The organism is Reyranella sp. (assembly GCF_044224635.1).
Taxonomy (GTDB): domain Bacteria; phylum Pseudomonadota; class Alphaproteobacteria; order Reyranellales; family Reyranellaceae; genus Reyranella.
In genome coordinates this window covers 59187-85264 of sequence record NZ_JBGAKA010000034.1, presented here as the reverse complement: position 1 = coordinate 85264, position 26078 = coordinate 59187, and the positions used below count along the sequence as shown (strand labels likewise).

30 protein-coding genes, 2 tRNA genes, 1 pseudogene and 1 riboswitch are annotated in these 26078 nt (G+C 66.6%); of the genes and pseudogenes, 14 read left to right on the top strand and 19 right to left on the bottom strand.

Annotation, left to right across the window (positions count from 1 at the left end):
* From ACILR9_RS25655 to metC, 4 genes and pseudogenes are all read left to right on the top strand, one after another.
* Positions 1-471 (top strand): annotated as a pseudogene (locus ACILR9_RS25655) (alanyl-tRNA editing protein); the annotation flags it as partial.
* 190 nt (positions 472-661) lie between these two features.
* Positions 662-1519, top strand: a complete 858-nt coding sequence (gene sseA, locus ACILR9_RS25650) for a 3-mercaptopyruvate sulfurtransferase (RefSeq protein ID WP_395712812.1) — start codon at positions 662-664, stop codon at positions 1517-1519.
* Entirely contained in the window at positions 1503-2087 is a 585-nt protein-coding gene (locus ACILR9_RS25645) for a GNAT family N-acetyltransferase (RefSeq protein ID WP_395712811.1), read from the top strand. The genes sseA and ACILR9_RS25645 overlap by 17 nt, the downstream gene beginning before the upstream one ends.
* A 21-nt stretch (positions 2088-2108) precedes the next feature.
* The gene (metC, locus tag ACILR9_RS25640) at positions 2109-3302 is read left to right on the top strand and encodes a cystathionine beta-lyase (RefSeq protein ID WP_395712810.1); all 1194 of its coding nucleotides are present in this window, start codon (positions 2109-2111) and stop codon (positions 3300-3302) included.
* Positions 3303-3548: 246 nt separating this feature from the next.
* Here the strand turns inward: metC and ACILR9_RS25635 are convergent, their stop codons facing one another.
* Together ACILR9_RS25635 and ACILR9_RS25630 are read right to left on the bottom strand one after the other, a co-directional pair.
* On the bottom strand, positions 3549-3890 hold the full coding sequence (locus ACILR9_RS25635) for a DUF952 domain-containing protein (protein ID WP_395712809.1): 342 nt from the start codon (positions 3888-3890) through the stop codon (positions 3549-3551).
* A gap of 29 nt (positions 3891-3919) precedes the next feature.
* Positions 3920-4402 carry a Fur family transcriptional regulator gene (locus tag ACILR9_RS25630; RefSeq protein ID WP_395712808.1) on the bottom strand — a complete coding sequence of 161 codons (483 nt, stop codon included), beginning with the start codon at positions 4400-4402 and terminating at the stop codon, positions 3920-3922.
* 66 nt (positions 4403-4468) lie between these two features.
* On the opposite strand from ACILR9_RS25630, the gene hisI reads away from it, so the two are divergent.
* Genes hisI through ACILR9_RS25615 form a run of 3 tightly spaced genes read left to right on the top strand, consistent with a single transcriptional unit; the run spans position 4469 to position 6585 of the window.
* On the top strand, positions 4469-4900 hold the full coding sequence (gene hisI, locus ACILR9_RS25625) for a phosphoribosyl-AMP cyclohydrolase (RefSeq protein WP_395712807.1): 432 nt from the start codon (positions 4469-4471) through the stop codon (positions 4898-4900).
* A complete protein-coding gene (locus ACILR9_RS25620) occupies positions 4897-5391 on the top strand; it encodes a hypothetical protein (protein WP_395712806.1) in 495 nt (164 codons plus the stop codon). The genes hisI and ACILR9_RS25620 overlap by 4 nt, the downstream gene beginning before the upstream one ends.
* Positions 5392-5406: 15 nt before the next feature.
* Positions 5407-6585 (top strand): MFS transporter, encoded by a 1179-nt coding sequence (locus ACILR9_RS25615; protein WP_395712805.1) that lies wholly within the window; start codon positions 5407-5409, stop codon positions 6583-6585.
* Between the two features lie 144 nt (positions 6586-6729).
* Here ACILR9_RS25615 and ACILR9_RS25610 read toward each other — a convergent pair whose 3' ends face one another.
* From ACILR9_RS25610 to ACILR9_RS25595, 4 genes are all read right to left on the bottom strand, one after another.
* Positions 6730-8259, bottom strand: a complete 1530-nt coding sequence (locus ACILR9_RS25610) for a M81 family metallopeptidase (protein ID WP_395712804.1) — start codon at positions 8257-8259, stop codon at positions 6730-6732.
* Between the two features lie 186 nt (positions 8260-8445).
* The gene (locus tag ACILR9_RS25605; RefSeq protein ID WP_395712803.1) at positions 8446-9333 is read right to left on the bottom strand and encodes an NAD(P)-dependent oxidoreductase; all 888 of its coding nucleotides are present in this window, start codon (positions 9331-9333) and stop codon (positions 8446-8448) included.
* Between the two features lie 18 nt (positions 9334-9351).
* Complete coding sequence (locus tag ACILR9_RS25600; RefSeq protein ID WP_395712802.1) at positions 9352-9681, bottom strand: DHCW motif cupin fold protein; 330 nt, start codon at positions 9679-9681, stop codon at positions 9352-9354.
* 224 nt (positions 9682-9905) lie between these two features.
* Positions 9906-10526 carry an HAD-IA family hydrolase gene (locus tag ACILR9_RS25595; RefSeq protein ID WP_395712801.1) on the bottom strand — a complete coding sequence of 207 codons (621 nt, stop codon included), beginning with the start codon at positions 10524-10526 and terminating at the stop codon, positions 9906-9908.
* A gap of 44 nt (positions 10527-10570) precedes the next feature.
* Between ACILR9_RS25595 and ACILR9_RS25590 the strand changes: the two genes are divergently transcribed.
* A complete protein-coding gene (locus tag ACILR9_RS25590) occupies positions 10571-11125 on the top strand; it encodes a GNAT family N-acetyltransferase (RefSeq protein WP_395712800.1) in 555 nt (184 codons plus the stop codon).
* Here ACILR9_RS25590 and ACILR9_RS25585 read toward each other — a convergent pair.
* On the bottom strand, positions 11122-11742 hold the full coding sequence (locus ACILR9_RS25585) for a TetR/AcrR family transcriptional regulator (RefSeq protein ID WP_395712799.1): 621 nt from the start codon (positions 11740-11742) through the stop codon (positions 11122-11124). The genes ACILR9_RS25590 and ACILR9_RS25585 overlap by 4 nt on opposite strands.
* Before the next feature lie 261 nt (positions 11743-12003).
* On the opposite strand from ACILR9_RS25585, the gene ACILR9_RS25580 reads away from it, so the two are divergent.
* A complete protein-coding gene (locus ACILR9_RS25580) occupies positions 12004-12162 on the top strand; it encodes a hypothetical protein (RefSeq protein ID WP_395712798.1) in 159 nt (52 codons plus the stop codon).
* A gap of 1 nt (position 12163) precedes the next feature.
* Here the strand turns inward: ACILR9_RS25580 and ACILR9_RS25575 are convergent, their stop codons facing one another.
* From ACILR9_RS25575 to ACILR9_RS25540, 8 genes are all read right to left on the bottom strand, one after another.
* Positions 12164-14236 carry a prolyl oligopeptidase family protein gene (locus ACILR9_RS25575; protein WP_395712797.1) on the bottom strand — a complete coding sequence of 691 codons (2073 nt, stop codon included), beginning with the start codon at positions 14234-14236 and terminating at the stop codon, positions 12164-12166.
* A 204-nt stretch (positions 14237-14440) separates the two neighbouring features.
* Entirely contained in the window at positions 14441-14857 is a 417-nt protein-coding gene (locus tag ACILR9_RS25570) for an ExbD/TolR family protein (RefSeq protein ID WP_395712796.1), read from the bottom strand.
* A gap of 13 nt (positions 14858-14870) precedes the next feature.
* Entirely contained in the window at positions 14871-15611 is a 741-nt protein-coding gene (locus tag ACILR9_RS25565; RefSeq protein WP_395712795.1) for a MotA/TolQ/ExbB proton channel family protein, read from the bottom strand.
* 11 nt (positions 15612-15622) lie between these two features.
* Complete coding sequence (locus ACILR9_RS25560; RefSeq protein WP_395712794.1) at positions 15623-16375, bottom strand: energy transducer TonB; 753 nt, start codon at positions 16373-16375, stop codon at positions 15623-15625.
* 64 nt (positions 16376-16439) lie between these two features.
* The gene (locus ACILR9_RS25555) at positions 16440-17120 is read right to left on the bottom strand and encodes a PepSY-associated TM helix domain-containing protein (RefSeq protein WP_395712793.1); all 681 of its coding nucleotides are present in this window, start codon (positions 17118-17120) and stop codon (positions 16440-16442) included.
* Entirely contained in the window at positions 17117-17800 is a 684-nt protein-coding gene (locus ACILR9_RS25550; protein WP_395712792.1) for a Fe2+-dependent dioxygenase, read from the bottom strand. The genes ACILR9_RS25555 and ACILR9_RS25550 overlap by 4 nt, the downstream gene beginning before the upstream one ends.
* A gap of 16 nt (positions 17801-17816) precedes the next feature.
* Positions 17817-20108: a TonB-dependent receptor gene (locus ACILR9_RS25545; RefSeq protein WP_395712791.1), complete on the bottom strand. Its 2292-nt coding sequence runs from the start codon at positions 20106-20108 to the stop codon at positions 17817-17819.
* Between the two features lie 468 nt (positions 20109-20576).
* A tRNA-Arg gene (locus ACILR9_RS25540) sits at positions 20577-20653 on the bottom strand.
* Between the two features lie 373 nt (positions 20654-21026).
* Between ACILR9_RS25540 and ACILR9_RS25535 the strand changes: the two genes are divergently transcribed.
* Positions 21027-21245: a hypothetical protein gene (locus ACILR9_RS25535; RefSeq protein WP_395712790.1), complete on the top strand. Its 219-nt coding sequence runs from the start codon at positions 21027-21029 to the stop codon at positions 21243-21245.
* A 94-nt stretch (positions 21246-21339) separates the two neighbouring features.
* On the opposite strand, the gene ACILR9_RS25530 is transcribed toward ACILR9_RS25535, so the two are convergent.
* Together ACILR9_RS25530 and ACILR9_RS25525 are read right to left on the bottom strand one after the other, a co-directional pair.
* The gene (locus ACILR9_RS25530) at positions 21340-21642 is read right to left on the bottom strand and encodes an ETC complex I subunit (RefSeq protein WP_395712789.1); all 303 of its coding nucleotides are present in this window, start codon (positions 21640-21642) and stop codon (positions 21340-21342) included.
* Positions 21643-21670: 28 nt separating this feature from the next.
* A tRNA-Pro gene (locus tag ACILR9_RS25525) sits at positions 21671-21747 on the bottom strand.
* 80 nt (positions 21748-21827) lie between these two features.
* Here ACILR9_RS25525 and ACILR9_RS25520 point away from each other — a divergent pair.
* On the top strand, positions 21828-22235 hold the full coding sequence (locus ACILR9_RS25520; protein ID WP_395712788.1) for a DUF2237 family protein: 408 nt from the start codon (positions 21828-21830) through the stop codon (positions 22233-22235).
* Positions 22236-22423: 188 nt separating this feature from the next.
* Here the strand turns inward: ACILR9_RS25520 and ACILR9_RS25515 are convergent, their stop codons facing one another.
* Positions 22424-22912 carry a DUF192 domain-containing protein gene (locus ACILR9_RS25515; RefSeq protein ID WP_395712787.1) on the bottom strand — a complete coding sequence of 163 codons (489 nt, stop codon included), beginning with the start codon at positions 22910-22912 and terminating at the stop codon, positions 22424-22426.
* A 99-nt stretch (positions 22913-23011) separates the two neighbouring features.
* A riboswitch (TPP riboswitch) is annotated at positions 23012-23117 on the top strand.
* On the opposite strand from ACILR9_RS25515, the gene ACILR9_RS25510 reads away from it, so the two are divergent.
* The 3 genes from ACILR9_RS25510 to ACILR9_RS25500 all read left to right on the top strand — a co-directional run bounded on the left by ACILR9_RS25510 (position 23103) and on the right by ACILR9_RS25500 (position 25503).
* A complete protein-coding gene (locus ACILR9_RS25510; RefSeq protein WP_395712786.1) occupies positions 23103-23825 on the top strand; it encodes an ABC transporter ATP-binding protein in 723 nt (240 codons plus the stop codon). Its footprint overlaps the riboswitch before it by 15 nt.
* Positions 23822-24550 (top strand): ABC transporter permease, encoded by a 729-nt coding sequence (locus ACILR9_RS25505; RefSeq protein WP_395712785.1) that lies wholly within the window; start codon positions 23822-23824, stop codon positions 24548-24550. The genes ACILR9_RS25510 and ACILR9_RS25505 overlap by 4 nt, the downstream gene beginning before the upstream one ends.
* An 11-nt stretch (positions 24551-24561) precedes the next feature.
* Positions 24562-25503: an ABC transporter substrate-binding protein gene (locus tag ACILR9_RS25500; protein WP_395712784.1), complete on the top strand. Its 942-nt coding sequence runs from the start codon at positions 24562-24564 to the stop codon at positions 25501-25503.
* A 10-nt stretch (positions 25504-25513) separates the two neighbouring features.
* Here the strand turns inward: ACILR9_RS25500 and ACILR9_RS25495 are convergent, their stop codons facing one another.
* Positions 25514-26032 (bottom strand): cold-shock protein, encoded by a 519-nt coding sequence (locus ACILR9_RS25495; RefSeq protein ID WP_395712783.1) that lies wholly within the window; start codon positions 26030-26032, stop codon positions 25514-25516.
* Positions 26033-26078 lie beyond the last annotated feature (46 nt).

Below are 26078 nucleotides of genomic sequence, written 5' to 3'. Positions count from 1 at the left end.
CGCCCGGCTGTCGGCGCCAAGGTCCATGCCGTGCTCGATTGGGAGCGGCGGATGCGCCACATGCGCATGCACACCGCGCTGCACGTCATGTCGGCGGTGATACGCGGCAACGTCACCGGCGGCCAGGTTGGCGCCGACAAGAGCCGCCTCGACTTCAATCTCGAGGGCGAGGTGCCGGCCAAGGAGTGGGTCACCGCGGAGGTCAACAGGCTGATTGCGCTCGACCGGCCGGTCACGCCGCAATGGATCACCGACGAGGAGCTCAACGCGCGCCCCGAGCTGGTGAAGACCATGAGCGTGCGCCCGCCGATGGGTGCCGGCCGCGTGCGCCTGCTCGCGATAGAGGGAATCGACCTGCAAGCCTGCGGCGGCACACACGTGGCGCACACCGGCGAGATCGGCCCCATCGAGTGCGTCAAGATCGAGAACAAGGGCAAGATGAACCGCCGCTTCATCATCGCCCTCACGTGACCCCTCCGTCATCCGCTCTTCAAATTTCCTCTCCAGCTTCGCTGGGGAGGTGTCGCGTCATACGCGACGGAGGGGTCATGAGCCTCAGTCGCGTTGCTCATGACCCCTCCGTCGGCGATTACGCCGACACCTCCCCACGCTGCGCGCAGGGAGGAGAATGATCGCCATGAAGCTCTGAGGAAAACCCGACATGGATTACGCAAGGCCCGACGCTCTCGTCAGCACATCCTGGCTCGCCAGCCGGCTCGATGCGCCCGACGTTCGGGTGGTCGACGGTTCGTTCTACCTGCCGGCACAGAAGCGCAATCCCAGGCAGGAGTACGTCAATCAGCACATTCCCGGCGCCGTCTTCTTCGACATCGACGAGATCGCCGACACGTCGAGCCCGCTGCCGCACATGCTGCCGTCGCCAGAGAAATTCTCGGCACGCGTCCGCAAGCTCGGCCTCGGCGACGGCAGCAAGATCGTGGTCTACGACACCACGCCGATGCTGGGCGCCACCCGCGTGTGGTGGATGTTCCGCGCCATGGGCCACAAGGACGTCTCGGTGCTCGACGGCGGCCTGACCAAGTGGATGGCCGAAGGCCATCCCGTCACCGACGATCCGACGCCGCCGCGTGATCGGCATTTCACCGCGCGCCTCGACAACACGCTGGTGCGCTCGCTCGACGACGTGCGCGGCCTGATCGACAGCCGACGCGAGCAGATCGTCGATGCGCGCGCCGCCAACCGCTTTCGCGGCGAGGTGCCCGAGCCGCGGCCGGGCCTGCGCTCCGGCCACATGCCGGGCGCGTTCAACCTGCCCTACAACGACCTGATCGACCCGGCGAGCGGCACCATGCTGGCTGCCGACAAGCTCGCCGCGCGCATCGCCGCCTCGGGCATCGACCCGGCGAAGAAGGTCACGGCGAGCTGCGGTTCGGGCGTCAGCGCCTGTGTCGTCGCGCTGGCGCTGTACCTCACCGGTGCGCCGGAGGCGGCGATCTATGACGGTTCGTGGACGGAATGGGGCGGCCACGCCGATACGCCAATTGTCACCGGACCCTGAGCTCTTCCGCCACCAGCCGCCGCCGCGCGCCGACGGCTGGTTGCCGGTCACCATCACGCATCTCGAGATCGAGCCCGCGGCCTGGACGCGCCGCGGCAGGCCACCCGGGCTCGCGATCCGGATCGAGCATGTCGGCGCGCCGACGGTCGCGGCCTATCGCGAGCTCTACGACAGGGTCGGCCGGCCGTGGCTGTGGTACGAGCGGCGGCTGTGGACCGACGCGGCGTTGCAGGGGCTGCTGGATCGGCCCGACCATGAGCTGCACGTGGCGCATGACGGATCTGCGCTCGTCGGCTTCTTCGAGCTCGCCGGCGACGAGATCGCCTTCTTCGGCCTGACCCTGGACTACATCGGCCGGGGCATCGGGCCCTGGCTGCTCGACCGCGCCATCGAGCGGGCTTTTGCATGCGGCGCGACGCAGGTCCGCCTCAACACCAACACGGTGGACCATCCCCGCGCATTGGACACCTATCGCAAGGCGGGCTTCCGTTCCACCGGCAGCGAGCGCGTCGAATTGCGCGATCCGCGCGTGATGTGGCCGGACGTCTACCGCTGGCCGCCGGTCTGAGCGCCGTGCCATAGTGGATTTATGACTTCCAAGAAGACCTACACCCGCGCCGACACCGTCCTTGCTGTCGCAGGCCGCGATCCCGCCAACAATTTCGGCATCGTCAACCCGCCCGTCTATCACGCCTCGACGATCCTCTCGCCGACCATGGAGAAGTTCGAGAACCGCGTGCCCTTCGAGGGTTTCGGCTATGGCCGCAACGGTACACCGACCCAGAAGGCGCTGGAGGATGCGGTTGCCGCGATCGAGGGCGCGCACCGTTCGATCGCCGTGCAGTCGGGTCTCGGCGCCGTGACCGGCGCCATCGTCGGCTTCCTCAAGGCCGGCGACCACATGCTGCTCACCGACAATGCCTACGGGCCGGCGCGCCGCTTCTCCAACACCACGCTCAAGAATTTCGGCGTCGACACGACCTTCTTCGATCCAATGATCGGCGCCGGCATCGAGCGCCTGATCCGCCCCAACACCAAGGTGGTCTATCTCGAGGCGCCGGGCTCGCAGACCTTCGAGGTGCAGGATGTCGACGCGATTGCGGCCGTCGCCAAGAAGCACGGCGCTGCGGTGCTGATCGACAACACCTGGGCGACGCCGCTCTACTTCAAGCCGTTCGACCACGGCTGCGATCTGTCGATCCACGCCGGCACCAAGTACATCGTCGGCCATTCCGACGCGATGATGGGCATCATCTCGTGCGCCACACGCCAGATGTTCGAGATCGCCAAGACGGCCTGTCAGAATTTCGGCTTCCACGCCGCACCGGACGATTGCTACCTGGCGCTGCGCGGCTTGCGCACCATGAGCGTGCGGCTGCGCCATCACGAGAAGAGCGGCATCGACATTGCCCATTGGCTGAAGGCGCGGCCCGAGGTCGACAAGGTGCTGCACCCCGCCCTGCCCGACTGCCCGGGCCACGACAACTGGAAGCGCATGTTCAAGGGCTCGTCGGGCCTGTTCTCCTTCACCCTGCGCGACGGCTACAGCCGCAACGCGCTGGCGGCGATGCTCGACGGCATGGACATCTTCGGCATGGGCGCGAGCTGGGGCGGCTACGAAAGCCTCATGATCCCCGCCCATCCCGACAATTACCGCAGCGCCGTGCCGTGGCCCAAGGACAAGCACCTGCTGCGTGTCCATATCGGACTCGAGGACGTCGAAGACCTGAAGACCGACCTCGCCGAAGGCTTCGACCGGCTGAACCGCGCGCACAACGCGTAACGAAGGTCACTCTTCTCATTCCCCTCCCCAGCTTCGCTGGGGAGTCCCTCCTAGTGCCTCCCTAGCGAAGCTGGGGAGGTGTCGCGTCATACGCGACGGAGGGGTCAAGGGCCATGAGTCAATGGATCGCGAAACCATTACTCATGGCTCATGACCCCTCCGTCCGCGAAGACGCGGACACCTCCCCAGCTTCGCTAGGGAGGCATCCTGAGAACCTCCCCGACTTCGTTGGGGAGGAACATGATCTCACTCCACATCCACCGGAAAGACGTGATCGCCATCTGCCCCGCGAGGCAGCGGCCGCACTGACAGCACCGCTGCCATCGGCAGCGCTCCGTAGAGATGCGGAAACAGGTCGCCGTCCCGCGACGGTTCGTACTTCAGCGCGTCGCCGAGCTTTGCCGTATCGACCGCCACGAGGACGAGGCCGTCCTGCCCCTTGAAATACAGTTGGGCCGTTCGTCTGGCCTGCTGCCCCGTGGAGAGATGGATGAAGCCGTCCTTCAGGTCTATTCCGGCGCCGGTAAAAACACCGTCGTCTTCTGCCGCTTTCCACAGATCGGCGGCAATGATCTTGTAGACTGACATCCTGAGGAGTCGGCGCTGGATGACGCCGGCTATGACTTGCGGCAACCGGCGCAGGTGCCGGTGACTTCCAGGGTCATGTCGCGAGCGGCAAAGCCGCGTCGGCTGGCGCTGGCGATGATCGTTTCGGCGAGGCCGTTGCCGTGCAACTCCTCGGCATCGCCGCATTCGCCGCAGATCAGGAAGAAGCCGCGATGCGCCTCGCCGGGATGGCTGCAGCCGATGAACGCGTTCATGCGTTCGATACGGTGGATCAGCCCGTGCTCGATCAGGAAATCGAGCGCCCGGTAGACGGTCGGCGGCGCCGAGCCCAGATCCTCGTCGTGCAGCTGGTTGAGGAGCGCATAGGCGCCGACCGGCTTGTGGCCCGACCACACCAGCTCGAGCACGCGCCGGCGCAGCGGCGTGAAGCGCAGGTTCCTGTCGGCGCACAGCTTCTCGGCTGCGGCGAGGGCATCCTCGATGCAATGGTCGTGATCGTGCGTGCGCTCGGCGCCCTTGGCCGTCTTCTTCACAGGCTTTCCGATTTGCCAAGCAGTATCGTGCCGACTATACGCCCCGTTCCCCAGCAAGGCCAAGCCATGCCCATTGCCGCCGCCGCCCGCTCATCCACAGCGCCCTCATCCACCGCGATCGACACCTTCCTGGCAGCCGTCAAGTTCGATGCCCAGGGGCTGGTGCCTGCGATCGCCCAGCAGCACGATTCAGGCGAAGTGCTGATGATGGCGTGGATGGATCGCGCCGCCGTGGTCGAGACACTCAGCACGGGACGGGTCTGCTATTGGTCGCGCTCGCGCAAGGCAGCCTGGCGCAAGGGCGACACCTCGGGTCACATCCAGACCCTGATCGACCTGCGCGTCGACTGCGACGGCGACACGCTGCTGGCGCTCGTCGACCAGAAAGGCGTCGCCTGCCACACCGGCCGCCACAACTGCTTCTTCCGGGCCTTGCGCGACGAGGTGCTCGAGGAAATTGCACCTGTCGTGATCGACATGGCGGAGGCCAGGGCTTGAGCGCATTCGTGTCGTCGCGGCGTACCCTCCTCTCGGCCGCTGCGATCCTGGCCGTTCCCCTCGCCACCGGCGCCTGCTCGGGTGACCTGTTCGGCCGGCAGCCGCGTCACACCCTGCCACCGCGCGGTGACCGGCTGGTCCGTTGGATCCAGGTCGATGGCAAGGACAACATGATGGCGCCCGAGGCGCTGGCCTTCATGGGCATCACCAACGAGGGTCGCGACATCCCGGTGCGCCAGCTCGCCGAGGACGGCAGCGACGGCCGCTACGTCGTCAGCCTGATCAACATCCGCAAGATCCACGAGTTCGTCTTCCATCGCCGCCAGCGCGACGTGCTGATCCTGCACCAGAGCGATACGAAGTTCGCGCGGCTTGCGAGCGTGCGCTATCCGCGCAACGGCAAGCCCACGCCGATCACCGACACCGCCTTCGCCGAAAGCGACTTCCAGCAACAGATTGGATTTTGGTTCAGCCGCATGCCGGGGCGGTAGTATTGTGACAGGGAGATGACAGTCAGCGTCTCCCCTGCCTGCTCGCCGCGGCGAACGCTCACCGTGTGCGGCGGCGCGCACGCCCTGCACGACGGTTTCACCGATCTTCTGAACGTCCTGTATCCGCTGCTGCAGGCACAGTTCGGCCTGAGCTACGCCGCCATCGGCGCGCTGAAGACGGTCTATTCGGGCGCCATGGCGAGCGGCCAGATCCCGTCCGGCCTGCTGGCGGTGCGGCTGGGCCCGGTGCGCGTGCTCGCCGCCGGGACGGCGCTGATCGCGGTCGGTTATGGCCTGGCGGGTCTTAGCGGCTCGCTCTATGGCGTGATTGCGGGCCTGCTGCTGGCGGGGTTGGGTGGCAGCACCCAGCATCCGATCGGCTCCAGCCTCGTTTCCGCCGCCTACGCTGGCCTGCGCTCGCGCACCGCGCTCGGCACATACAATTTCACCGGCGATGTCGGCAAGGTGCTGCTGCCGGCGCTGTTCGCCGTCGTCGCGGCGGCGCTGGGCTGGCAGCAGGCCCTGATCATCGTCGGCGCGCTGGCCGTGCTGGGAGCGGGCATCATCATGGGCTCGCTGCGGCCGATCCCCCTGCACGACAAGGCGGGCGAGACGAAGTCGAAGGCGATGGCGGGCCAGGACCGGCCATGGGCCTACTGGCTGCTGTTCAGCATCCACATCGCCGACGATCTGGTGCGTACCGGGTTCATGATCTTCCTGCCCTTCCTGCTGCGCGACAAAGGCGCCGACCTGCCGACGATCGGCCTCGGCCTGTCGCTGCTGTTCGCCGGCGGCGCGGCCGGCAAGCTGGTAATGGGCTGGGTCGGCGATCGACTCGGCGTCGTGACCTCGGTCATCCTGACCGAAGTTGCAACCACGGTGCTCATCCTGACGCTGCTGCCGATGTCGCTGTCAGGAGCGCTGGTCCTGCTGCCGGCCGTCGGCCTGATGCTGAACGGCACCTCTTCCGTGCTCTACGGCACGATTCCCGAGTTTGTCAGCCCCGAACGGCGGACCCACGCCTTCGCGATCTTCTACACCGGCGGCTCGGTGGCCGGCGCCACCGGCCCGCTGCTTTCTGGCCTCCTTGGCGATGCCGTCGGCCTGCCGATCGCGCTCGCCTCCGTGGCCTGCATCGCGCTCACCACGGTGCCAATGGTGTGGGCCTTGAGGCCGGCGTTCCGGGACGGATGATCATGCCCCTCCCCAAGCGAAGCTTGGGGAGGTGTCGCGGTAATCCGCGACGGAGGGGTCATGAGCAGCAGGACTGGGGCCTATGACCCCTCCGTCGCCGTAAGACGGCGACACACCTCCCCAGCGAAGCTGGAGAGGAGATGATTACGCCGCCCCGTTCCAAACCGGTCCCATCGGGCGCAGCCTGACGCCCTTGCGCAGGTGCTTGTAGGGCATGTCGACCGGATCGGTCATGTGCGCGCCGGGCGACTGCACCACGAGGATCGTCTCGGCGATCGGCTGGAAGTCGGCGCGGAAATGGACCGTCGATTTCAAGCCGAGGATCGGCACGTTGGACGGCTCGACGCCGACATGGCGGAACATCTCCTGGTCGGCGGCCTGGATGCGCTTGGAGGCGAGCACGGCCGAGACGCCGCTCGCCTCGTCGGTGACCAGGGCCATCGGGCCGATCTGGAAGCGGGCACCGCCGTAGAATGGTCCGGTGCCGGTGAACTTGCCGTCGCCGATCTTGACGACGCGCCAGTCGGCCTCGACCGGCTTCTCGCCGGCGTAGCCCACCACGGCGCCGACGCCGCGGCGCATGATGTTGCCCTCGCCAGTCGCCACGGCCTCGTGCGCCGCGCCCTCGTCGACGATCATGCCGATGACGGCGCCCTTGGCCTTGTTGCGCATCAGCGCCGCCAGCAGGCCCACCGTGTCGGAGGTGCCGCCGGCGCCCGGGTTGTCCTGCACATCGGCGAGGACGATCGGCTTCTTTGCCTTTCGTGAAAGCTCGATGGCGCGCAGCGCCGCGGCGTCGGGGTCGAGCAGCTCGCCGGCAAAGGCCTTCTCCTGAGCCTGCACGGTCTGGGCGAGCTTGTCGGCGGCTGCCTCGACCGCCTCCTTGTCGTGGCCGTAGACGACCAGCGCCGGACCGCACTGGGCGATGTCGGCCGGCGGAAATCCCGGCGTGTGGGTGACACTGACGATGCCCTGGTTGTGGCTCTTCTCGCCGGCCTCGAGCTCGCCGACCAGATCGAAGATGCTCTTGGCCGGCTCGATGAAGGTGCATTGCCAGACCAGCGGGATCAGGAAATCGAGCTGACGATAGGCGCGATAGACCGGACGTTTCTCCGCCAGCAGGCGATCGAGCAGCTCGACCGCGCGCTTGCCGGTCGCTGCCATGTCGACGTGCGGATACGTTCGGTAGCCGACCAGCGCGGTCGCAAGCTTCGCCATCTCCGGGGTGAGGTTGGCATGATAGTCGAGGCTCGCCACGATCGGCAGCGCGTCGCCCACGACCCCGCGCACACGGCGCAGCAGCTCGCCTTCGCCGTCCTCGGTGGTCTCCGCCACCATGGCGCCGTGCAGGTCGAGATAGACCGCGTCGAACGGCCCGAGCTTCTTCAGGTCCTCATCGAACAGTGCCCACATCCGCTCATAGGCGTCGGCCGTCACGTAGGAGGCCGGCGCCGCGGCGGCCCAGGCGAGCGGCACGATCTCGTGGCCGAGCTCGGCCAACCGCTTCACCGCGCCGGCGATCGGGATGTTGAAGCCTTCGACCGCCGGGATCATCTCCGGGCCGCGCAGCAGCGGCGGCCAGGCGTCGGCGCGCACGAATTCCTCCCACGTCGCCTGCTGCGGCGCGAAGGTGTTGGTCTCGTGCTGGAATCCCCCCACGGCAATGCGCGCCATCGATCGACCTCTCTATGCCTGTGATCTCATAATCATGGTCTTCCGGACCATGAGCGCTCTCGAATCAGCTGATCCGCAATCGATGTCATCCCGAGCGCAGCGAAAGCCTGAGCCCCAGCAAGGTCCTCGCTGCGCTCGGATCGTCAGGATATCGTCACAACTGGAGCACTTGTTCGTGGCAGCCCCTTACCCCTTGCTCGTGCCATCCTCGATGGCGCGCAGCAGGACCGGCCAGTATTCCTTGTCGTGGCCGAGCTCGACGGCGCGCTCCATCAGCTCGCGCGCGACGTCGGCGCCGAGCGCCGGAACGCCCTGCTCCTCGGCCATCTGGATGGCGTAGGACAGATCCTTCAGCGCGTACTCGGTCGAGAAGGCACGCTCCGGAAACACGCCCGGCAGCATTGCCTTCATGCCGTGATTGCGCAGCGCAAAGGAATCGGCCGACCCCTTGGTCAAGGTCTCGAACAGGACCTTGCCGTCGACGCCATGGGCGCGCGCGATCGACAGCGCCTCGGCAAGCGCCACGCCGGTCTGGAACAGGATCATGTTGTTCAGGATCTTGACCGCCTGGCCGCTGCCGGCCTCGCCGCAATAGGTCACCTCGCTCGCCATGTGGCGGAGCAGCGGCTCGATGCGCTCGAAGCACGCCGGCGTGCTGCCGACCATGATCGACAGCGTGCCGTCGATCGCGGCCTGACGCGTGCGCGCGACGGGCGCGTCGGCGAAGGCACTCGCCTTGCCTTCGAACTCGGCATAGAGGCGGCGCGCCAGGCTGACCGGCGCGGTGCTGAGGTCGATCACGGTCCAGCCGAGCTTCGCCTTGCTGACCAGCCCGCCCTCGCCCAGACAGACTTCCTCGACCTGCTTGCCGCCGGGCAGCGACAGCATGATGATCCGGCAGCTCTCGGCGATCTCGTCGATCGAGGCGGCCTTCACGCCGTCGGCGGCAAGCCGCTTCAGGGGCGCGTCGTCACGGTCGGCCGCCAGCACTTCCAGGCCGCTCTTGCGCGCGAGGTTGCGGCACATCGGCTCGCCCATGGTGCCGACGCCGATGAATCCAATCCTGTCTGCCATGTCATCTCACGCAAAAAGTCAGTCCACAATGAAGAGTTTGGCGCCGCCTTCGGTGCGCGATCGATGGGCCAGGGCGCCGTCGGCGACCTGGTAGCTCTGGCCGGGTTTCAGGACGACGGTGCGGCCGTCGGCCAGCTCGGTGTGCAGCTCGCCTTCCAGCACCAGCAGCACGTGGCCCTTCTGGCACCAATGGTCGGCGAGATAGCCCGGCGTGTACTCGACCATGCGCACGCGGATATTGTTGAAATTCCGGGTGCGCCAGAACGCTTTACCGGTCTCGCCGGGATGCTCCGTGCGTTCCACGTCGCTCCAGTCGGTCGTGCCGAACGGTATGTCGAACATCAGCATGGAGCGGCTTTTAGCATAGTTTGTACGGAATGAGGCGTCTCTCATCCTCCTCCCCAGCCTTGCTGGGGAGGTGTCCGCGTCCAAGGCTTTTGGCCGCTCTGCGGCCAAAAGCCGATGCGGACGGAGGGGTCATGAGCAGAGGGACTGGGGCTTCTGACCCCTCCGTCGCGTATGACGCGACACCTCCCCAGCGAAGCTGGGGAGGAGAATGAAGGAGGACGTCGCTAGCCCCATCTCTCCAGCGCCTGCGCCAGGCTCTCGGGGCCGCGATAGAGCATCGCCCGCCAACCGGCCATCCGTGCGCCATCGACGTTGGCCGCAGAATCGTCGACGAACAGGATCGACTGCGCCACCGTGATGCCCATGCGCGCCTGCGCATTGGTGAAGAACACCCGCTCGGGCTTGCACACGCCGAGCGACGCCGAATAGATGACGTCGTCGAAGTGCCCATCGAGCCCGGCGTGCTCCTTGAGCCAGGCGATCCGGTGGTGCTCCTGGTTGGTGCCGGCGAAGCAGTGGCCGCCAGTGCGCCGGCGCCAGGCGTCGGCCTGGTCGAGCACGGCACGATCCAGCACTGCGTCCTTGGCGAACCAGTAGCCGACGAACTCCTCCAGGCGCCCGGCGAGGCCGCGCGGCTCGAAATAGGCATGCAGCGCAACGTAAAGATCGAGCCGGCCGCGCAACACCTCCATGAACTCGGGTGTCCTGAAGAAATCGCGCTCGATCTCTTCATAGTCGAGGCCGAGGTCGGCCTTCAGCGTCGCATACCAGGGCGCAGCCGAGCCGGGATGCGCGATCGACACGACACCGTCCAGATCAAGAACGAGCACGGGGCTGGAAGTCATGACTCGCCATGCTATAGCAGCCGCCCGCCCGAGGGGACTGTCTCTTGCATCTGGTCGTACCAGCCCTGCCCTATCTCGACAGCTATGCCGACGCACTGCGGCGCGGCTGGTCGCCTGACAATGTCAGGACCGAGGAGGCACCGCGCGAGGAGCTGGCCGCAATCGACGACGATGCCGCGGCCTTCATCGCCTCGCTCGACGATCCTGAGGCCAAGGGCGCGCCGATCACCTTGCCCCATGGCACCACGGTGCCGCGCCTGCCGGGCTACCGGCGGTGGATGTGGGACGGCGAATTCTGCGGCTCGATCAACTTTCGCTGGCAACCCGGCACGGCGGCGCTTCCGGCCCACTGCCTCGGCCATATCGGCTACGCCGTCGTGCCGTGGAAGCGTGAACGAGGATACGCCAGCCGGGCGCTGGCGATGCTACTGCCCGAGGCCCGCCGCGAGGGGCTGCCTTATGTCGAGCTGACGGCAGATCTCGACAATCTGCCGTCGCAGAAGGTCATCACCAACAATGGCGGCGCCCTGGTGAAGCGCTTCCGCAAGGAGCCGGCATACGGCGACGCCGAAGCGTTGCTTTTCCGGATTGCGCTTTAGCCGCCGCCGGCGCGGACCACCGTTTCGACCATCGCAGACAGAACGGCGAGACCGCGGGCCTTCAGCGCCCGCGGCGAGTCCTTGTCGCCGATCTGGCCTTCCAGGACCAGGGTGATGAAGCCGTGCACCGACGCCCAGGCGAAGTCGACCATGCGCTCCTTCACCTCGGCCGGTGCATCGGGGATGACGGCCTCGATCGCCTCGCGATGAAGCGCGTGGACGGTCTTGGCTGCGGCCGCCAGCGCCGGCGTCTCGAACTGCTCGGCGTCGAGACTGAACATGAGCTGGAACAGCACCGAGTTGGCCGCGGCGAACGCCATGTAGCCCACGCCCTGGCCGACCAGCCGGCCGGCCGGCGTGCCGTGGGAACGGCGGGCCTCGGCCGTCATGGCCATGGCCAGTTCGTGGTAGCCGCGGGCGGCGATCTCCGCCATCAGCGCGTCGATCGAGGCGAAATGATGCGCCGGTGCTGCGTGCGACACCGACGCCCGGCGCGCGCATTCACGCAGGGTGAAACCGCGCAAGCCCCTTTCTTCCATCAACTTGCGACCGGCCACGATCAGCGCTTCGCGCAGTTCACCGTGGTGATAAGGCTTCTCCGCCTTTGCTTTCGCCATCGGCCATCCCGACCATGCGGTCGTGCCGCTGTCAAGATTTCGGACTCCTTCGCCAACAGCTAAATAGACGCAGACAAGATTTCGCGCCCGGAAGCCTCGCAAATGCCGGCTGACGCCCGCCGCCGCCTGTGTCTTTAGTCGGCGGTCCCAAGAGTGTTCGGAGGACGCCGTCATGATGTTCGAGAGCTGGCTTGCCGTCACCGCTGCGTCGGCAGTGTTGCTGATCATCCCGGGGCCGACCGTGTTACTGGTTTCCTGGCCATGGCCTTCGCCAATGCCTTCGGTTACACGGTGATCGCCTCGCGCGCACGTGGCTTCGCCTCCAACCCGCGCGCGATCAGCGTGGTCAACAAAGTGGGCGGCGGCCTGCTGATCGGCGCCGGCGCCGCCACGGTCACCCTGGCCGGCGCGCGGAACTGAGTTAGATCCAACCGATCTTCTCTCGGAGAAACGTGTAGCCCAGTGCACTGAAGGCAGCGCGTTCCCTGTTGTCCTTGCCGTAGCCGTGACCACCCGCCTCCGGCTCGTAAAAATAGACCTGCTCGTAGCCCATCGCCTCCAGCTTGGCCGCCATCTTGCGGGCGTGCCCCGGATGGACGCGATCGTCGCGCCGCGTGGTGGCGATCAGGATCGGTGGATAGGCTTGGCTTGGCACGGCCTGGTGATATGCCGAGTAGGCCCTGATCCACGCCCACGCCTCTGGCTTGTCGGGATCGCCGTACTCGGCGACCCAGCTCGCACCGGCGAGCAGCTTTGCATAGCGCCGCATGTCGATCAGCGGGATGGTGCAGAACAGGCCCCCGAAGCGCTCGGGGAAGCGCGTCAGCATGTTGGCGATCAGCAGGCCGCCGTTGGAGCCGCCTTCGGCGGCGATGCGGTCCGGTCGGGTCACGCCGCGGCGCACCAGATCGGCAGCGACTGCGGCGAAATCGTCGTGCGACAGGCGCTTGCCGGCGAAGCGGCCGGCATCGTGCCACGCTGTGCCGAACTCGCCGCCGCCGCGGATGTTGGCGACCACGCTGGTGCCGCCGCGCTCGAGCCAGATCTTGCCGATCATCGGGTTGTAGGCCGGCAGATTCGAGACCGCGAAGCCGCCATAGGCCGTGAGGTGAACCGGCGCATCGTCGGTCGCGCCCACCGGGCCCGTCTGCCAGTACGGAATCCGCTCGCCGTCGCTCGATACGGCTTCGTGACGCGTCACGACGAGGCCACCCGTAGAGAAGGCCAGCGGCGAACGCTTCAGCACCGTGGGCGCGCCGCCCGCCGGCAGCAGCAGCAAGGACGGGGACGTCAACGGCCCCTGCACTGTCGCCAGCATGTCGCCGTTGCTTTCCGACCGCTCGACATCGAGCGACCCGAGGCTGACCAGGCCGATGTCGGGGAGACCGCCGATCGGTGCCCGCGTCCAATCCTGGTCGGATGGCGTCAGGCACTCGAACACCGGCTGCAGGTTGTCGAGGATCGACAGGACAAGCCGGCCGGCGATCCAGTGGAAGCCCTGCAACGAGCGCCGCGACTCGGGCCGGAACAGGACGGCGAAGTCGCGACGGCCCTGCAGGAAGGCCGAGAGCCGCGTGCCCAGCAAGGTGTCGCCCGGTTGCAGGGCACCACCGACGCTCCATGCAGTGCGTCGCTTGACGGCGATCCAATCGTGCTCGAAATCGACCTCGACATCGGTCGGCAGGTCGAGTTGCACCGGTCCCTCGCCGTTGCCGTCGGCCCGCCACAGGCGGACATCGAAGAAGCCCACCGAGTCGTAGAACCACACCGTGCGGCCGGCTCCCATGGCGCTCGCTGAGCGTTCGACCGATCCACTGGCCGCCATGCTTTGCGGCGAGACCTCGAACAGAACGGACGCTTGCGCCGGGTCGACACCGCGTCGCCAGCGGCGGATTGTGCGTGCATAGCCGGATGCCGTGACGTTACCGCCCCAGGCGCTGCTGAGCAGCAGCGAGTCGGGATCGAGCCAGCTCGCCCCGCCCTTGGCCTCCGGCAGCTCGAAGCCGCCGGCGACGAAATCCCTGGTCCCGGTATCGAATTCGCGCAGCACGACGGCGTCGCTGCCGCCGCGCGCCAGGCGCAGGATGGCGCGATCGTGCGCGCCGGGCCGAGTCGTGGCGCCCGACCAGGTCCAGTCCTCGCCTTCACGCGTCGCCAGGGCGTCGACGTCGAGCACCACCTCCCACTGCGGCTGCTCGAGGCGATAGCTGTCGAGCGACGTGCGCCGCCACAGGCCACGCGGATGCTCGGCATCGGTCCAGAAATTGTAGAGGTGCGCTCCGCGCCGCGCGATCAGCGGCAGCTTGTCGGGCCGATCGAGGATCGCGGCGATGGCGTCGCGATCGGCGGCGAAACGATCGCCGCCGAAGCGGTCGAGCGTGCGGCGGTTCTGCCGCTCGACCCAGGCGAGCGCCGCCTGCCCGTTTATGTCCTCTAGCCAGAGGTACGGATCGTCATCCGGCGCCGACGCCGTCGGCCGCGCATCGAGTGCCACGGGTGCCCCTGCTAAAGCGAAACAATATAAGCTTGAAGTGCTACCCCTTAGGGCGGCGTCCAAATCTTTGTCGTCCTGAGCGCAGCGAAGGACCTCATCGCCGCCTGCACGGGAGAACTTTGAGACTCCTGGCGATGAGATCCTTCGCTACGTTCAGGATGACGGAATGGATACCGAGTTGGTTTCACGTGAACCAATCATGCCCTAGCGCTTGGGCTCGCTGACGAACGCCACCTTGCTCAGCCCCGCCTTGGAAGCATCGGCCAGCATCTCGGCGACGTGGCGATAGGGCACGTTCTGGTCGGCGCGCAGGTAGACTTCAGGCTGCGGCCGCTTGGCGCCGGCCTCGGTGAAGCGCTTGATCGCCTCCTCGCGCTCGATGCGCTCGCCGTTCCAGAACAGCGAGCCGGTCGGATCGATGGCGAACTCGATCTTGTCCGGCTTCTGCAGGTCGGCGCTCGAGGTCGCCTTCGGCAGGTCGAGCTTGACGGCGTTGGTGAGCAGCGGCGCCGTCACGATGAAGATGACCAGCAGCACCAGCACGACGTCGATCAACGGCACCATGTTGATCTCGGCCATCGGCTGAGACGAGGTCTTGCGATCGAAGCTTCCGAAAGCCATGGTCCTCTCCGGCTCAGTAGTTGACGGCGGCGAGCGGCACCGCCGGGCGACCACCGCGTCCGGTGACCTGCAGGGCGCGTCCCGTCGAAAGGAAGGTCAGGAGCTCGAAGGCGAAAGCATCCAGCTTCGCGGTCAGCACCCGATTGGACCGTGTCAGCCAATTATAGCCCATGACCGCCGGCAGGGCGACGGCAAGGCCGATGCCGGTCATGATCAGCGCCTCGCCGACTGGGCCCGCCACCTTGTCAAGCATGCCCGAGCCGCTCATGCCAATTGCGACAAGCGCGTGATAGACGCCCCACACCGTGCCGAACAGACCGACGAAGGGCGCGGTGGCGCCAATCGTCGCCAGCATGGTGAGGCCGTTCTCGAGCGACGTCATCTCCTCGTCGAGCACCTTCTTGATGGTGCGCGTCAGGAATTCCTGCTCGCTGCCCGCCTCCTCGAGCTTGGCCGCGCCGAACTTGGCGTGATGAGCCTGGGCATGCAGCGAATGGGCGGTGAGATGGCCGAACGGCTCAAGCACGCCGTGCACGCTGAGATCATTCTGGACCTCCTCGAGCGACGTCGCGGCCCAGAAGAAGGCGAGGAACTTCTGGCTGCGCTTCTGGCGCACGATCTGGCTGATGCCCTTGGACACGATCAGGTACCACGAGATCGCCGACATGGCGGCCAGCACGACCAGCAGCACCTTGGCAACGATGTCGGATTGCGCGATGAAATGGTCGAAGCCCAGGGACGATGCGTCTCCCATGACGTACTCTCCTACCGCAAAACAAAATCGATCGGAACGACGACCCAGACCGCCTGCGCCACGCCGCCCTCGCTGTAGGGGCGAAACAGCGCGCCGCGCACCGCGTTGACGGCGGCCTCGTCGAGCGCGGGGAAACCGGACGAGGCCTGCAGGTTGACCTGAGCCGGCCGGCCAGCAATGTCGACCAGCACCAGCAACCGCACGCGCCCCTGCTCGCCGGCCCGCCGCGAGCGGGCCGGATATTCAGTGGACGGTGCCTTGATGTAGGCAACTTGCGAGGCCGACACGGTCTTTGGCGCCGCTGACGGCGCCGGCCGCGCGGCCGTCTCTGCCGGGACGGCATTCGGCTGCGCCTGGGCCGGCCTGGTGGGCGCCGGCACCTTGGGCCGTTCCGGCGGCCGCGGTGGCGGCTTTGGCGTCACCTCCTTCTTTTCCTCCGGCGGCTGCGGCGGTGGCGCCTCGATTGGAAACTCCGGCGGTGGCAGATCGGGCGGCGGCGGCTCGACCACGGTTGCGAGCTCGGGCGGCGGCGGGAACACTGGCAGCTCCGGCTCCTTGGGCACCTCCAGCTCGGGTGGCCTGGGGAATTCCGGCGGCGGCGGCTCGGCCGCCGATTCGATGACCGGATCGGCCTGCGGCGAAGGATCCGCCTGTACCATGCGGACTTCCATCGCGGCCACGTCCCCCACGATCAGCTTGTACGGGCTGATCGCGACCAGCGCCCAGCCCACCCCGACATGGAACAGGATGACGAGCAGCGCCAACGCCCGCTTCGCGGTCGGCGTGAGGGGCTCCCGGTATGAAGGGAACACGTTCATGATGCTCGCTTTAGGACTGTAACGGCACCAATGCCAGTGCGGCGACGGTGACCACCGACACGCCGAATATGGCCAAACCGAGTCGGCGGCGCCGATTGGTTTCCCACCACAGGATGGCGCCGCTGATCGACAGGAAGATCAGGCTACCCGCCATCGTGTCGATCAGCAGGATCCACGGCACCGGCATTGTGGTGCCCTTGTGCAGGTTGGTCAGGGTCGCCACGAAGCCATTCTCGGTCGTGCGCACCGAGGCGGCGCGATTGCCCACCCAGTACTCGACCTGAATCACCTTGTTGGGCCCGCCGAAATTCAGCGTCCACCGCTCCGGCTGCATCGGCGGTCGACCCTCCCCGCCCCGCTCGGCCCATGCCACGGGGCGCGAGCGTTCGACGCGCATGTTGTTGGCTGGGCGGTCCGCCTTCAAGGCGCCCTGCAGCCACGCCGCCATGGCATCGATCGTCGCGGGACGCGGCTCCGGCAAGGCGAGTTGCGCGGTGCGCTGCTGCTGGTCGGGCAGCTCGAGCTTCAGGGTGGCGCGGTGATTGAGCCACACGCCGCTGAACCCCATCATCAGACCGAGCACCGCACCCCACAGGCCGAACCAGCCATGCGTCTTGCGGACCCAGCGCACGAAGGTGAGACGTCGATTGATGGCCGGCTGGCGGAAGGCTGCGGCCTCGCTTGTCGTCACGTATCGCTCCACTGCCGAACGAGGTTGTGGTAGCAGCCGATCAGTTGCCGCCGCGCGACCTCGTCGGCATTGGTCTGATTGAGTCGCTGGATGGCGCTGTCCATGTCGTACAGGATCAGCCGCTGCGAATCGTCGCGGATCAGGCTCTGCGCCCAGAAGAAGCACGCGGTCCTGACGCCGCGCGTGATCGGCATCACCTGGTGCAGGCTGGTCGCCGGATAGACGACCATGCTGCCGGCCGGCAGCTTGATCGTGTGCTCGCCGTAGCTGTCCTCGATGACCAGCTCGCCTCCGTCATACTCGTCGGGGTTGGTCAGGAACAGCGTGGCTGATACGTCGGTCCTGAGCTTGCGCCCGTCGCGCGGGCTGATGCGCACGCTGCCGTCGACATGCGGGCCGAACTTCATGCCCTCGCCGTAGCGGTTGAACATCGGCGGATAGAGAGCGTTCGGCAGCACGGCGCTGATGAACATCGGATTGGTTTCGAGCGCCGAAACGACGATGTGCTGGCAGGCGCGCGCCACGTCCGACTGCTCGTCGATCTGCTGGTTGAACTTCAGCGGCGCGCCCTGGTAGCCCGCGGTAACCCGGCCATCGACCCACGAATTGGCGCGATCCAGCCGCTCGCGCACGCTCACGAGCTGCGCCGGATCGAGCACGTTGGGAATGCAGACCAGCATTGTCCCGACACCAACCTCACATGCGGTAGGTCAGGGTGAGAATGCCGGTCGTGCCGTTGCCGGGAACGGCGCGGCCGCCGTCCGACGCCATCAGCGAATCGTAGTACATCGTGTTGAAGATGTTCTGCACGTTGAGCCGGATCTCGTAGTTCGGCTGCTTCCAGGCGGCCGTCGCGTCGAAGCGCGTGTAGGCCGGCACCTGCACCGTGTTCTGGTTGTTGGCGTAGCGCGCGCCGACATAGAACACGCCGCCGCCGATCTCCCAGGTGTCGTTCCAGGTGTAGGTGGTCCACAGGTTGGCCGAATCCTTGGGCACGTTCAGCGGGATGTTGCCTGTCGTGTTGCCGACGCCGTTGATGTTGGTGATGCCCTGGATGATGCGGGCGTTCAGGTAGGTATAGCCGCCGAACACCTGCCAGCCCGGCAGGATCTGTCCGGCGACGCCGACACGCGCCCCCTGCACCCGCACATTGCCGGTCGGCGTGAAGGTGCCGTCGGCGTTCTGCGTGCGAGCGTTGAACTTGTTGATCTGGAACAGGGCGCCGTTCAGCAGCAGGTTGCCGTTGAACATCTCGTACTTGGCGCCGAGCTCCATGCCCTCGTTCGATTCCGGCGGCAGTTGCTGCGCCCCGGTCGTCAGGGTGAGCTGCTCGAGCGACGGATTGAACGACGTGCTGTAGGCAAAATAGTACGACTGGTGCCGGTCCGGCTCGATGATCGGGCCGGCGCGCACGCTCGTGAAATAGTCGGTCTGCGTGTAGTACGGCACCGCCGTGTTGCCCGGCGTGTTGACCGAGTTGATCGAGTTGCCGACCTGGGCGCTGTAGACATCCCAGCGCAGGCCGCCGACCAGCTTGAGCCATGGCGTCGCCTGCATCGTGTCGTTGAAGTAGAAGCCCGCGCCCCAGGCCTGCGACGAGGCGTAGTTGCCCGGCACCTGCGCCACGTTGCCCGGGGTTCCGCCGCCGATCGTATAGGTGGCGGGAACGCAGCCGACCGAGCCGGCGACCATCGGAATGTTGTTGCACGATCCGCTGCGGGTGAAGACCTTGTTGGTGAAGGCCTCGTAGACGATATCGGCGCCCATCAGCAGCGTGTGCCCGACCGGACCGGTGTCGAACTTGGCCGTCAGCTCGGACTGGTTCTCGAGCGTGTAGTCGTTGATGTTGCGATCGCGACTGATCTGGCGGATGTAGAGGTTGCTGGTCGGCGCGGCGGTGGCGGGCGAGCCGGTCGGACCGTTGGTTGCCTGCACGAAGCCGAAATTGGGTCCGAGCGTGCCGACGAAGCCGCCCGACGTCTGCTGCACGTCGGTGTTCACCCAGATGAACGCGGTCTGGTTACGCAGCCTCAGGTTCGGCGCGAAGGTGTGCTCGATCGTGCCGTTGAGCTGGATGACGTCCTGCTCGGTGTAATCGGTGCTGAGTCCGTAGTTGACGTTGCGCGGCACGTTCACCGGATAGCCGTTGATCGGCGGCACGCCATAAGGGACCTGGTCCTTGCGGTGCTGCAGGACGGCCGACAGCGTGACCTCGGTCGGCTTGCCCATGCCGAACTTGACGGTCGGCGCCAGGCCGAAATCCAGCACGTTGGTGTTGTCGATCGTGAATGCTTTGCCGTACTGGAACATGGCGCTGACGCGCGCCGCATTGGTCTCCTGGAACGGCACGTTGACGTCGGCAGTGGTGCGCACGAGGCCGTTGGTCGTGACCTGGGCCTGCAACTCGGTCGCCTGCTTGCCAATCGGCTTCTTCAGCACCTGGTTGATCACGCCGCCGGTCGAGCCGCGACCGAACAGCATCGACGACGGTCCCATCAGCACCTCGATCTGCTCGAGGGCGAAGACGTCGCGATAGTACTGGCCGCGATCGCGCATGCCGTCGAGGTAGATGTCGGTGCGTGCCGAGAAGCCGTTGAGGTTGATGTTGGTGCCGATCGTGCCGCCTTCGGCCGAGCCGACGGTGACGCCCGGCACGTTGCGCAGCGCATCGGTCAACGTGGTCGCGCTCTGCGACTGCATCAGGGCGCGGTTGATGATCACCACGGTCTGCGGGATGTCCATCACGTTGTCGGCGCCGAGCCGGTTGATCGAGGTCCGCGTATTCAGGAAGTCCTCGCTCGGGCGGGTGCCCGTCACGGTGACGGGCTGCATGGTCGCCGGCGCCCCACTCGGATCGGCCGGGTTCGCAGGGGGCGTCGGAGTTGGATCGAGCGGCGGCGCGTTCTGGACCGGCGGCTGCTGCGCCATGGCCGACGGTGCGACGAGAAAGCCTATCAAAGCAGTCGTGACTGGCAGACGACTCGACATTTTCACTCTCCAACGCGGTTCGCTGACAGCGATTCTCATCAGCGAATGCGAGTGATTATCATGTCTTGTCCGGAAGTGCGACTGATTTGCAGCTGAATTTGAACACAATACTGCAATGCAGAATCACCTCAGCCTCCCCAGCAAGGCTGGGGAGGTGTCGCTTGACAACCAGTTTGCATTCAGCTGATCCATTCACCCTCGATCTCCGCAAGCACGAGAACATCGGAGCTCACTATCGCGTCACGGGCGCGCTCCACTTCGAGCCCTGACTCGAGCTGCGCGATCAGGCAGGAAGTTGTCGACCTGGTCACGATCCTCGCCGATCGAATCGTTGGCCACACCGTGGTGTCGGCGACCGGCGTTGGAGCCGAAAGGCCCCGCCGACTGATCCACGGCGCCGCGACCGTCGACCACACCAGTAAACTCGGCCGGGCCGGCTGCGGAAATCCACGCAGCAACTGAGTTGATTGGCGCGCCCGGTTGGATTCGAACCAACGACCTACCGCTTAGAAGGCGGTTGCTCTGATCCCCTGAGCTACGGGCGCATCCTCCTTATCCTACCACGTCATTGTGACGATCGGAGCGTGCGAATCGCAGCACTCGGCAACAGCTGGCGCTCGGCCACCCATCAAAGCCCGAAGTGCCAGACGATGCTTTGCGCGGTGTGCTCGGCCTCTGCCTGGCCGCGTCCGGGGCGGGACAATCGGGGCGCGGCACAGCGCTGATGCCAAGCTCAGCGAGGAAGACGTCGAACGCGGCCGGCGTCGCGAGCTTGCCCCGTTCGATGCAGTCGGCTTGCCAAGGCGGCGCAGGATCTCCTCGCGCCGGCAAGACAGGAAGACGGGCATCACCCGGCCACCACCTTCCTCGACGCAGGTCTCGAAGTCGCGGAACGCCGGGCCGTCATCGGGAATGGGCATGGCAGCAGGTCATGATCAGAAGCCACACGCGGTGCTGCACGGTGGCGCGCAAGGCCTGCTGCCGGGCTGTGTGCACCAGCTCCCGAAACTCGGGCGCACCGAAATCGAAGATCGTCCTCGCGCGGTCGATCGCAACGTGATTGTCGTCACTCGCGCCGGGACGAGGCGGCTCAAGGCACGGGCAACCGTCAGCTCGCCGACGCCCGGTGCGCCATGAAGGAAAAGAAGCTGCATTCCGTTTGCCTGATGCCTCCCAACTGCCAGGGCGGCAGCGGCACCCGGCGGCTAGGCCCTGCTTCGCCAGCGTACCCTCAGTGGGTCCAGCGACCGATCCGGTTGTAGGCGAAATTATCGGCGTACGCCTTGGGCCTGACGTGGCGCGCGTGCGGCAACTCGACGGCATAGGTCCAGCCGTTCTTGTCGGCGTACGCCGTGGCTTCCTCCAGGGTGGCGAAGCGCAGCCTGACCTGCTGCATGGTGTCCCGTGAGCTGGTCCAGCCCATCAGCGGGTCGACTTCCTTGGGTTTCGGCTCGCTCTCGAGCAGCCACTCCTTGGTGTTGCCCTGGCCGGATTGCATCGCCGTCTTGGCTGGCTTGTAGATACGAACCTGCATCAGCTTCCACACTCCGCGGGCGAGGTCCTGGTCGGGGCGGCCGGATTTGAACCGACGACCTTCTGCGCCCAAGGCAGACGCGCTACCAGACTGCGCTACGCCCCGCCGCAAGACTTTTGAGCGCAGGACTTCTACCAGCGACCCGGCCACCTCGAAAGGGCAATTTGCCGGTGCTAGAGTGGCGTATGTTCGATCAAACGCCCGACCAGGGCCGCCCCGGACGCGCGCCTTCGATCAACGTGCTGGGCGGGCCCTTGCAACCTTGCTCGCATGAGCCCATGACCGGCTTCTACCGCGACGGTTGCTGCAACACCGGCCGCGAGGATGTCGGCCTCCACACGGTCTGCGTCGTGATGACGGCCGAGTTCCTCGCCTTCTCGAAGGCCGCCGGCAACGATCTCAGTACGCCAATGCCGCAATATGGCTTCGCCGGCCTGAAGCCGGGCGACCGCTGGTGCCTGTGCGCCAGCCGCTGGAAGGAGGCGCTCGACGCCGGCGCCCCACCGCAGGTCGTGCTCGAGGCCACGCATGCGGTGACGCTGCATATCGTGCCGCTGGAGGAGCTGAAGAAGTACGCCGTCAGGCTTCAATGAGTCAGACTAAGGAGTGGCCGACGATCGACGGGCCCTCGCCGCTCGGAAACCTAACTTATCCACAGGAACCTTCTGGGCGGACGGTGCGTTCTTTTCGAGACTTCGCCTCCACCCCGCAGCATTCTCCCGGCGGAGTCTATCCAAGCCCAGGCCCGTGGTCCCCCAACCACGGGCCATTTTGGTGGGCGCTAGGCGTTGCTGAAGATCGGGTGCTTGACCTTGTCGCCGGGCTTGATACCGAGCAGGCGGGCGCTGCCCCCGTTGATCTCGAGCACGCCCCGCACGGGGAACTCACTCGGGATGGTGTCGGTCGACAGCGGTACGGCGTTGGCGTGCACATGGCGGATCGTACCGTCGGCGCCGATGAACACCATGTCGAGCGGGATCAAGGTGTTCTTCATCCAGAAGCTCACCGGCGCTTCCTGATGGAAGTCGAACAGCATGCCATCGTAGGGGCCGAGCTTCTCGCGGAACATCAGGCCGCGCGCCCGCTCCGTCTCGGTGAGCGCCAGCTCGACGTCGAACTTGATCTCGCGGCCGGCGGTGACGATGACCAGGGAGGATTTCTGGAACCTGATGTCGCCCTGGGCACGCGCGGTCCCGGCGGCGGCGACCAGGAGCGGCACGGCGAGAACGAGACGGCGTCTGAGCCGCGGGCTGGTACGAACGAATGCCATGGCCATTCCGTAAAGCGTGGCGGGCGAATTCGTCAATCTCAAGACACCTGCGCGCCCTCAATGCGCTTGCGTGAGGGGCAATCCCTTTTCATAGTGCCAGCAATCATCGGGGGGAGCCGTTTCCGACGGCTGAGAGGTCCATGAGGACGACCCCGGCAACCTGATCCGGCTAGTACCGGCGTAGGGACTGGTGAGCTTGGACACGGCTGCTCTTCCCCTTCTGGTCCGCGGTGCGCGCATCGCCTTCGGCGAACGCGTCGTCGCCAACGATCTGACGCTCGACTTTGCCGCCGCCCGGACCACCTGCCTGCTGGGCCGCAGCGGCGTCGGCAAGACCTCCGTGCTGCGCTGGCTCGCCGGGCTTCTGCCGGGGACGCAGCCGTCGCGCGACATCGCCTACATGGCTCAGACCGACCTGCTGCTGCCATGGCTTTCGGTCATCGACAATGTCCTGCTGGGCTATCGCCTGCGCGGTGATGCGGCGGCGCTGCGGGCCGCCCGCCCACGGGCGCTCGACTTGCTTGAGCAGGTCGGGTTGGGTGCCCGGCTGGCCGATCTGCCGCAGACCCTGTCCGGCGGCATGCGCCAGCGCGCCGCCCTCGCCCGCACACTGTGCGAGGACCGGGCGATCGTGCTGATGGACGAGCCGTTCGCCCATCTCGACGCAGTGACCCGGCTCGAGCTGCAGGATCTTGCCGCGCGCCTGCTTGCCGGCCGGACCGTCGTGCTGGTCACCCACGATCCCCTCGAGGCGCTGCGCCTTGGCCACCAGGTGCGGGTGCTGTCCGGGCAGCCGATGAGCGCGGGCCCGCCGGTCGAGCCGGTCGGCCAGGTTCCGCGCGATCCGGCCGCACCCGACCTGCTCGCGCTCCAGGCCGATCTCCTGGCCAAGCTGCGCGAGCACGCCCGATGAGACCGCTGATCACGACGGCGGGCCTGCTGCTCGGCTGGGAGCTGCTCGTCCGGCTGACTGGCCTTCCCGTCTACATCCTGCCGCCGCCGTCGAGCGTTGCCGTCGTCATGGCCGATCGATTCGAGCTGCTGCTGGGCGAGGCCGCCTGGACGGCAGCGGAGATGGTGCTGGGTCTCCTGCTCGGCCTGCTGCTGGGCGGGTCGCTCGCCATCGCTCTGGCCGCGTCGACTGCTTGGCGACGCTGGGCCCTGCCGGTGGTGATCGTCTCGCAAGCCATCCCGGTGATCGCCATCGCGCCGTTGCTGGTCGTCTGGCTGGGCTACGGCATGGCCTCCAAGGTGGCGATGGCGGCCCTCGTGATCTTCTTCCCCGTTGCCAGCGCGCTCTACGACGGGCTGCGCCGCACCGATCCGGGCTGGGTCGATCTCGCCCGCACCATGGAGGCGAACCAGCGTGCTATCCTGCTGCAGATCCGCCTGCCCGCGGCCCTGCCCGCCTTCGCCTCCGGCGCGCGCATCGCCGCCGCTGTGGCGCCGATCGGCGCGGTGATCGGGGAATGGGTCGGCGCCAGTGCCGGCCTCGGCTTCCTGATGACCCAATCGCTGGCGCGCGGCCAGACGCCGCTCGCCTTCGCCGCCCTCGTGCTGCTCTGCCTGCTCGGCCTCGCCCTGTACTACGCGACCGACTGGGTGGGCCGCCGCCTCGTGCCCTGGCAACCGTCCTGAGGAGACTGACGATGAAGACTTTGATCCGGCTGGTCGCCGCACTCGTGCTGGCGACCATCGCCGTGCCTGCGGCGGCCCAGGAGAAGGTGCGGCTGCTGCTCGACTGGTTCGTCAATCCCGACCACGCCGCCCTGGTGATCGCCAAGCAGCGCGGGCTATTCACCAAGCACGGGCTCGACGTCGAGCTGATCGCACCGGCCGATCCCAACGCGCCGCCCAAGCTCGTCGCCGCCGGCCAAGCCGAGTACGCCGTGTCGTACCAGCCGACCTTGCAGATGCTGGTCGACGAAGGCTTGCCGCTGGTGCGCGTCGGCGTGCTGGTCGCCCAGCCGCTCAATTCGCTGGTGGCGCTCGAGGACGGACCGGTGAAGACCATCGCCGACTTCAAGGGCCGCAAGATCGGCTACTCGATCTCGGGCTTCGAGGAGGCCTTGCTGGGCGCGATCCTGGAGAAGGCCGGCCTGGCCTTGAAGGACGTGACGCTCGTCAACGTCAACTTCGCGCTGACCACGGCGCTGATGAGCAAGCAGGTCGACGGCGTGATCGGCGCGTTCCGCAATTTCGAGCTGAACGACCTCGAGCTGCACAAGGCCAAGGGCCGGCTGTGGCCGGTCGAGACGAGCGGCGTGCCGACCTACGACGAGCTCATCCTGGTTGCCAAGCGCGAGACGCTAGATGCGGCGCGCACCGCCAAGCTGCTCGCCGCCATTGCCGAGGCAACGACCTGGCTGCGCGCCAATCCGGCCGAGGCATGGGAAATCTTCGCGAAGTCGGGCAAGGATCTCGACAATGCCCTCAACAAGCTCGCCTGGAAGGATACGCTGCCGCTGCTCGCCGGCGACCCGACCGCACTCGATCGCGCGCGCTACCAGACGTTCGCGGACTTCCTGGTGAAGCGCGGCCTCATCAAGCAGGCGCCACCAATCGACAGCTACCTGCGCGACATCAAGTGAGCCGGCAGCCTCACACCGGACGAATCTCGACGACCTGGAGGCCTTTCTGGCCTTCGGCGATGCGAATCATTACCTTCTGGCCTGGTGCCAGCGATTCCATGCCATGACGACGCAGCACCGCGGCGTGGACAAAGATGTCACCCTCGACCGCCTCGCGCGTAACGAAGCCGTAGCCGCGTTCGTTATTGTACCACTTCACCATCCCTGCAACGTGCTCGCCGACCGCGACGCCTTCGGGCACGGGCGGTGGCCGTGGTGCCATGACGATCGCCGTCGAAGAATCGACCTCGAGCACCTTCATCACCTGCCAGCCTTTGGGGCCGCGCACGCCCGAACACACCACCGTCGCGCCGGGCTTGAGATCCTCATGCCCGGATTGGCGCAGTGTCGTTACATGCAGGAATGCGTCGCTGTTGTCGCTCTCGAGGGCCAGGAAACCGTAACCCTTGACAGCATTGAACCACTTGACCTTACCACGCAGCTCAATCGTACCGACGTCCCCGCTTGGCTCTCCCTGTAGGGTCGTCATTTCAACGATCCCGTGTTGTTATGTCGAAATCCTAGCACCCCGGCGA

Bases quoted from the DNA above. Each gene is read 5' to 3' on its own strand.
- sseA (WP_395712812.1), top strand. From the start codon at position 662: ATGGATTACGCAAGGCCCGACGCTCTCGTCAGCACATCCTGGCTCGCC.
- metC (WP_395712810.1), top strand. From the start codon at position 2,109: ATGACTTCCAAGAAGACCTACACCCGCGCCGACACCGTCCTTGCTGTC.
- ACILR9_RS25635 (WP_395712809.1), bottom strand. From the start codon at position 3,890: ATGTCAGTCTACAAGATCATTGCCGCCGATCTGTGGAAAGCGGCAGAA.
- hisI (WP_395712807.1), top strand. From the start codon at position 4,469: ATGCCCATTGCCGCCGCCGCCCGCTCATCCACAGCGCCCTCATCCACC.
- ACILR9_RS25615 (WP_395712805.1), top strand. From the start codon at position 5,407: ATGACAGTCAGCGTCTCCCCTGCCTGCTCGCCGCGGCGAACGCTCACC.
- ACILR9_RS25610 (WP_395712804.1), bottom strand. From the start codon at position 8,259: ATGGCGCGCATTGCCGTGGGGGGATTCCAGCACGAGACCAACACCTTC.
- ACILR9_RS25605 (WP_395712803.1), bottom strand. From the start codon at position 9,333: ATGGCAGACAGGATTGGATTCATCGGCGTCGGCACCATGGGCGAGCCG.
- ACILR9_RS25600 (WP_395712802.1), bottom strand. From the start codon at position 9,681: ATGCTGATGTTCGACATACCGTTCGGCACGACCGACTGGAGCGACGTG.
- ACILR9_RS25595 (WP_395712801.1), bottom strand. From the start codon at position 10,526: ATGACTTCCAGCCCCGTGCTCGTTCTTGATCTGGACGGTGTCGTGTCG.
- ACILR9_RS25585 (WP_395712799.1), bottom strand. From the start codon at position 11,742: ATGGCGAAAGCAAAGGCGGAGAAGCCTTATCACCACGGTGAACTGCGC.
- ACILR9_RS25580 (WP_395712798.1), top strand. From the start codon at position 12,004: ATGGCCTTCGCCAATGCCTTCGGTTACACGGTGATCGCCTCGCGCGCA.
- ACILR9_RS25570 (WP_395712796.1), bottom strand. From the start codon at position 14,857: ATGGCTTTCGGAAGCTTCGATCGCAAGACCTCGTCTCAGCCGATGGCC.
- ACILR9_RS25565 (WP_395712795.1), bottom strand. From the start codon at position 15,611: ATGGGAGACGCATCGTCCCTGGGCTTCGACCATTTCATCGCGCAATCC.
- ACILR9_RS25550 (WP_395712792.1), bottom strand. From the start codon at position 17,800: ATGCTGGTCTGCATTCCCAACGTGCTCGATCCGGCGCAGCTCGTGAGC.
- ACILR9_RS25545 (WP_395712791.1), bottom strand. From the start codon at position 20,108: ATGTCGAGTCGTCTGCCAGTCACGACTGCTTTGATAGGCTTTCTCGTC.
- ACILR9_RS25535 (WP_395712790.1), top strand. From the start codon at position 21,027: ATGGCAGCAGGTCATGATCAGAAGCCACACGCGGTGCTGCACGGTGGC.
- ACILR9_RS25530 (WP_395712789.1), bottom strand. From the start codon at position 21,642: ATGCAGGTTCGTATCTACAAGCCAGCCAAGACGGCGATGCAATCCGGC.
- ACILR9_RS25520 (WP_395712788.1), top strand. From the start codon at position 21,828: ATGTTCGATCAAACGCCCGACCAGGGCCGCCCCGGACGCGCGCCTTCG.
- ACILR9_RS25515 (WP_395712787.1), bottom strand. From the start codon at position 22,912: ATGGCATTCGTTCGTACCAGCCCGCGGCTCAGACGCCGTCTCGTTCTC.
- ACILR9_RS25505 (WP_395712785.1), top strand. From the start codon at position 23,822: ATGAGACCGCTGATCACGACGGCGGGCCTGCTGCTCGGCTGGGAGCTG.
- ACILR9_RS25500 (WP_395712784.1), top strand. From the start codon at position 24,562: ATGAAGACTTTGATCCGGCTGGTCGCCGCACTCGTGCTGGCGACCATC.
- ACILR9_RS25495 (WP_395712783.1), bottom strand. From the start codon at position 26,032: ATGACGACCCTACAGGGAGAGCCAAGCGGGGACGTCGGTACGATTGAG.